General features: G+C 60.6%; 4 protein-coding genes and 1 pseudogene. All 5 read left to right on the plus strand.

Annotated elements, in window-relative coordinates:
• On the plus strand, positions 1-594 hold a 594-nt coding region (gene istB / locus AC0L3D_RS36120), incomplete at its 5' end, for an IS21-like element helper ATPase IstB (RefSeq protein WP_473647467.1).
• Between the two features lie 687 nt (positions 595-1,281).
• A pseudogene (locus tag AC0L3D_RS36125) lies at positions 1,282-1,836 on the plus strand (ATP-grasp domain-containing protein); the annotation flags it as partial.
• Positions 1,837-1,976: 140 nt separating this feature from the next.
• Positions 1,977-2,195 (plus strand): hypothetical protein, encoded by a 219-nt coding sequence (locus tag AC0L3D_RS36130; protein ID WP_473647468.1) that lies wholly within the window; start codon positions 1,977-1,979, stop codon positions 2,193-2,195.
• Positions 2,182-3,525 (plus strand): amidase, encoded by a 1,344-nt coding sequence (locus AC0L3D_RS36135; protein WP_473647469.1) that lies wholly within the window; start codon positions 2,182-2,184, stop codon positions 3,523-3,525. Before AC0L3D_RS36130 ends, AC0L3D_RS36135 begins: the two co-directional genes overlap by 14 nt.
• 75 nt (positions 3,526-3,600) lie before the next feature.
• On the plus strand, positions 3,601-3,867 hold a 267-nt coding region (locus tag AC0L3D_RS36140; RefSeq protein ID WP_473647470.1), incomplete at its 3' end, for a group II intron maturase-specific domain-containing protein.

The following is a 3,867-nucleotide window of genomic DNA, read 5'->3' on the forward strand; positions in this document are numbered from 1 at the left end:
CGTTTCGAGGCTCGCGCCAGGGCTGCCAAGCTTCGCCATGACGCGCAGATCGAGAATGCCGACTTCCGCGCCGCACGCGGCCTCGACCGCAATTTGTTCATGGCGCTTGCCGGCTGCGGCTGGATCAGAAAGCATCACGGTCTTCTTGTCACCGGGCCAGCCGGCGTCGGCAAAAGCTGGCTTGCCTGCGCTCTTGGCCACCAGGCCTGCCGCGAAGACTTCTCAGTCGCCTACCACCGGCTTCCCCGGCTGTTCGCCGCCCTCGCGCTCGCAAGAGGCGACGGGCGATACGGCAGGATCCTCAAATCTCTTGCCAGGACCGACCTGCTGATCCTTGATGACTGGGGACCGGAAAAACTCAATGACGACCAACGCCGCGATCTCCTGGAGATCATTGAGGATCGCTACGAACGACGCTCAACCATCGTCACAAGTCAGGTGCCCGTGGATCGCTGGTGGGAAATTATTGCAAACCCAACTTTGGCCGACGCCATCCTGGATCGCCTCGTTCACAACGCCTATCGCATCGATCTCACCGGTGAAAGCATGCGAAAACAGCGCCCGCCAATCGTCCCCGAAAACACCGAAGCTTGACCTGAAACAAAACCCAACCCAAACATCAACGAGACCCAGGATCAGTCCGAAAACTGGCCGCCTTCAAATCGGAAGGGTGGCCGGAATGAAATCGGAATGACTGGCCGGCTTCAAATCGGAATCGGTGGCCGGCTTCATCGGAATACGCAGACGGTCTCATAACGATCGCGGAACCGCCCGATGGTTCGCACCTTTCGCACGCCGCGGACGGGACCACCGGCTGCGCTAGCAACTCGCGGCAGCGCCGCCGACACGCGCGAGGGCGCGATTCCAGCCGGTTCTCGGGATCGGTCATATTGACTGGAAGGCTCGGTCGCCGGCGGGACGGGCGGCGTCCAATCGCGGCTGAGGGTGTCCCGAACCTGGTCGCGGCGACCGGCCGCCTGCCTCTGCCGCGGCAGAGATTGCGCGCGGCTCGATGGCCAGGTACCAGCGCGCCAAAAGCAGGATCATTGAATGGAAATGACGTTACTTGGAAGCGAAACCTCCGAAAGCTGATCCAGGGGCTCGGTGCCATACCGCCCACCAACCTAAACGTCGTAATAGATCCTTCAAAAGAACTTGCAGAATTTTCACAACCGCAGATCGGTGACAGTGATACGTTCACTGCAAAATTTGAGGTCAGGCACGGCTGAAACAGCCGATGGCGATTTACGCGCGGACCGCCCGCACGCAAAGTCGGGGTTGATAGCCAAAGGCAAGAAGAGCACTCGTGAAGGCTCGAAGGGTAATTGTTTGCTCTATGTCCGAGCGGCCCAGCATCTTGTCTTCATCCAGTCGCCTTGTCGGCTGACTCAGCTCAGTAGGGCTATCTTGCGGCGGAAAGCATTCGGGCAGTCCATGTCAATACAGGCAATTGCGAAGCGGCTGATGAAGGAAGGTTCTCGACTGCGAGCGGCGTATGACATTGCTGGCTTTGCGGGCTTCAACGAGCCCGTCTGTGCGACAGTTGGCAAGCTCTGCGGGTACTTCGGTCTACCAGGACCAAACCCTGCATCGATTGAACAATGCTGCGACGAAGTCACTGAACGTCAGCTCCTCGCGGAAGCCGGCATTCCAATACCTGCTTATCGTTTGGCAGCGAATGCGGCGGACGCAGAAGACTCTGCCGCGGACATCGGCCTGCCGGTGATCCTTCAGCCAGTTGCAGGGAACGGCAGTAGCGGTTTCGGATCGTGCCGCGACGTCGATGAGTTGGCTGAAAATACGACATATCTATTGGGCGGGACCCATACGTGGCAGCGCAGGTTGTCATGGCGATGGTATAAGCATCCGGCGGCACGATCAGCTAGAACGTCGAACGGCTCATCTTCGTCACTAAGGCCGGGGCGACTACCCAGGGACAATCCGCGCGGCCTTGCCGTTGTGTGAAAGAGGAAACAATGGCAAAGCCGCGTCTGGAAACCCTAAAGTCCGTTAACGTCGAATTTTTTGACAGTCTATGGGCCGACGACGATCTTGAGCAGTTGGTGAAATCCCCCTTGGGGGTTGTCTCTAGTTTCGAGAGCTTGCTCTCGGATTTGCGCAGAATCGTCGCCAGAGACCTGGGCCAAGTCGCACCGGACGCCGTAGCTCAGGCATCAGACTTTGGCCACGACTGAGTGGCGGCCAATTAAGACAATCGCGGCCGCACTCCAGAGCGGCAACCGGTCCGCGGTCGACATTGTCCGGGAATGTATTGCTGCGGCCGAACGGACCAATCACTCGCTGCGCAGCTTCATCACGGTGGCCGCAGATCATGCGCTGGCCCAGGCGGGGAAAGCCGATGCACGCCGTAGGGTAGGCCGCGTCCTGGGTCCGCTTGACGGAATTCCTTATGCCGCGAAGGACATGTTCGAAACGCGCGGCATTCGGACCACCGGCGGCAGCAGGGTGCTAGAGCAGAATGTGCCGGACAGGTCGGCGGCGGCCATTTGCATGCTCGACGCGGCGGGGGCGGCCCTGATCGGCAAGACCAATCTGCACGAATTCGCCTTTGGCGCAACCGGCGAGAACGCCTGGGCCGGAACGGTCGTCAACCCGCATGATGAGACAAGGCTAGCAGGAGGCTCGAGCAGCGGCTCCGCGGCAGCCGTCGCGGCGGGCATAGTGCCGTTCGCGCTTGGCACGGATACGGGCGGCTCGGTTCGCGTTCCGGCCGCGCTCTGCGGCATCGCCGGGTACAAGCCGAGCTACGGCCTGATCAGTCTCCACGGCGTCATTCCCTATTGTTGGTCGCTGGACCATTTGGGCGTACTCGCGACATCTGTCGAGGACCTTGAGCTTGTCGTCAGGCAAATCGCTAAGCTCCGGCCGGCGCCGCCACCGGGCGCGGCGCCGAGAGTTGCGCTGGTCGAGGGCTGGGAGGACAAATGCGAGGCATCGGTGCGCGACGCGTTCCTCGCGACCAAGGGGCACATGGTTCGGTTGGGGGCCACTTTCGGCGTGATCGACCTCCCCGACCAGTCCGAGGCCCGTACAGTCTCGCTGACAATTCAGCTCGCCGAGACTCTTGCGTATCACAGCCCCAATCTCACCAGCATTGGCGATCGATTCGGGACCGACATGCGCGGCGGCATGGTGCTGGGGCAGTTCCTGTCAGCAGAAAGCTACATCCAGTGTAAGCGCGTGATAGGGATTTACAGGCGAGCATTTGCGCACGCCATGCAGGCGTTCGACGTACTGCTAACGCCGGCCTGTCCGATCACAGCGCCGCAGATCGGTACCGTCCACGTGGACATTGCCGGGCAGACTATTCCACTTGGCAATGCGCTGACGATGTTCACTTCCTTCTTTAACTTGGTAGGCGCGCCGGCGATAGTGCTGCCGGTCGCCTCACCGAGCGGCGGCCTGCCCGTCTCTGTGCAGATTGTTGGCGCGCCCCGCTCCGATGCCCAACTCTTCGAGATCGCCCTGATGGTCGAGAATGTATGCAAGGAGCCCACATCCTGACCGAATGTGCGTTTGACTTCCTCGGGTATCAGTTCCGGCCGCGAAGGGTGGCGAATACACAGCGAGACGGTTCTTATGTGGCTACACGCCTGCTGTCAGCCCCCCGGCGTGAAGTCGACACGGGCGACGATCAAAAGCTTGAACATACCGCGGCAGACGCCGGGGACGCTGACTGAAATCGCCAAGCAGATCAATCCGCTCCCCCGCGGATGGATCGAATACTACGGCCGGTTCAGTCGTTCGGCCCTGTCCACTCTGGCTGACTATCGATCATTTGCCCATGCAGTTCATGCCTTCCTCACATCTCCGACGTCCCGGTCTCAGGTGCGTTGTTGCAAATCA

The sequence above is a fragment of the Mesorhizobium sp. WSM4837 genome (assembly GCF_055811435.1).

What these genes read in the sequence shown, in the direction of transcription:
- AC0L3D_RS36130 (WP_473647468.1), top strand. Translation starts at nt 1,977, where the DNA reads ATGGCAAAGCCGCGTCTGGAAACCCTAAAGTCCGTTAACGTCGAATTT.